This window comes from Actinosynnema sp. NPDC023658, from assembly GCF_040639995.1.
Lineage (GTDB): Bacteria > Actinomycetota > Actinomycetes > Mycobacteriales > Pseudonocardiaceae > Actinosynnema.
On the sequence record NZ_JBFAAX010000996.1, the window covers coordinates 1 to 1,973 of the forward strand.

The window sequence follows — 1,973 nt, forward strand, 5'->3', positions numbered from 1 at the left end:
GTCGAGCCCTCGCCGGACGCGTGTCCGGGGTCGGCCCGGTCGTCGGGGACTGCGGCGGGGGGCGACCCGCGCCGTCCGACCCGACGCCCGCACGTCGTCCCGGTGTTATCCGCGCCTTTTCCCGATTGCGCGCCGAACCAGTCCCCCGTTCCGCCGTTGACGTCCCGGAAACGAGCCATTACCTTCGGCCCGAAGGATTCTCCCCGCTTTCGAGAGCATGCCGCCAACCGCCGCCTCCGCTTGGTCGGCAGCCGCCGCCTGCCGTGTTCACCAGCATGAACGCATTCATCACCGTGAACACCGCCGAATCGGCGCCGACCGCCCGATTCACCCCAGGAGGCTTCATTGAGCAAGCACGGCAGATTAGCGTCGCTCGCCGCGGTGGCGAGCGCATTCCTCGTCGCGGCGGCCGTTCTGCTGGTGCCGCAGGCATCGGCCGCCACGTTGTTCGGCGACGATTTCGAGGACGGCGACTCCTCCGGCTGGAGCTCCAGCGGCGGCAGCTGGTCGGTGGTCGTCGACGGGTCGCGGGCCTGGCGCCAGTCCGCCACCAGCTCCGACGCCAGGGCGCTGGCGGGCACGGCGTGGTCCGGCCAGTCGGTGCAGGCCAGGGTGAAGCCGACCGGCTTCAACGGGACGGGCCGGCACGTCGGCGTGACGGCGCGGGCGCGGGACACGGGCAACTACTACTACCTGGGCCTGACCAACGCCGGCTCGGTGGTCCTCGGCAAACGGGTCGGCGGCGGGTTCACCGCCCTCGCCTCCGCGCCGGCCGCCGTGACCACCGGCACCTGGTACACCCTGCGGCTGGAGGTGTTCGGCAGCACGCTGCGCGGGTTCCTCGACGGCACCGCCGCGGTCACCGCGACCGACAGCACCTTCGGCAGCGGCCGGGTCGGCCTGGCGGCGTACTACGCCTCCGCGTCCTTCGACGACGTGCTCGTGACCGACGTCGCCGGACCGGGCGGGCCGACGACGAGCACCACGACGACGACCACCACCCCGCCGCAGCCCGGCACCTGCGCCACCTCGGACAGGCCGATCGGCTTCGCCTCGGTCACCGCCCGCGGGCAGGGCGGCACGACCGGCGGCGCGGGCGGACCCACGATCGAGGTCGACACGGCCGCGGAGTTCCTGGCCGCCATCGCCCGCACCGGGCCGCTCACCATCTGCGTGCGCGGGATGCTCGCGCTGCCCGGCCCGATGCACGACGTCACGTCGGACAAGACGATCGTCGGCATCGGTTCCGGCTCCGGCTTCACCGGCGGCGGGCTGAACATCGGCCTGCCGGTCTCCGACGTCACCTCGCCGCCCGCCGACGCGGTGCACAACGTCATCATCCGCAACCTGGTGTTCCGCGACTGGGCCGACGACGCGGTCAACGTGCAGATGTTCTCCCACCACGTGTGGATCGACCACAACGACCTGTCGCACGGCTACGACGGCGTGATCGACATCAAGCGCGGTTCCAGCTACGTCACCGTGTCCTGGAACCACACCCACAACCACACCAAGAACATGCTGCTGGGCCACGACGACGGCAACGCCGCCCAGGACGTCGGTCAGCTCAAGGTGACCTACCACCACAACTGGTTCGACAAGACCCCGCAGCGCAACCCGCGCGTCCGGTTCGGTGAGCCGGTGCACGTGTTCAACAACTACTACCTATACAACACCGACGTCGGCGTGGCCTGCCAGGCGAACTCCGGCTGCGTCGTGGAGGGCAACTACTTCGAGGACGTCGAGGAACCGGTGAGCAACAGCTACGCCGGCCCCACCGGGCGGTGCGTGGCCCGGAACAACGTGTTCGTCGGTGAGTCGGGGCAACCCGACTGCAGCGGCACCGTGCAGGAGCCGCGCGACTACTACGCCTACACCCTGGACGACCCGAACGGCGTCAAGGCCGCGGTGATCGCCGGCTCGGGCGTCGGCAAGGTCGGCTGACCCCACGCGGCGTGGCCGACCCCGTCGGC

General features: G+C 70.9%; 1 protein-coding gene. It reads left to right on the forward strand.

Features of this window, described 5'->3' with window-relative positions; translation table 11 throughout:
* The first annotated feature begins 381 nt into the window (after positions 1–381).
* Positions 382–1,944, forward strand: coding sequence for a hypothetical protein (locus AB0G02_RS37340; protein WP_360804368.1), 1,563 nt, complete (start codon positions 382–384; stop codon positions 1,942–1,944).
* The last annotated feature ends 29 nt before the right edge of the window (positions 1,945–1,973 follow it).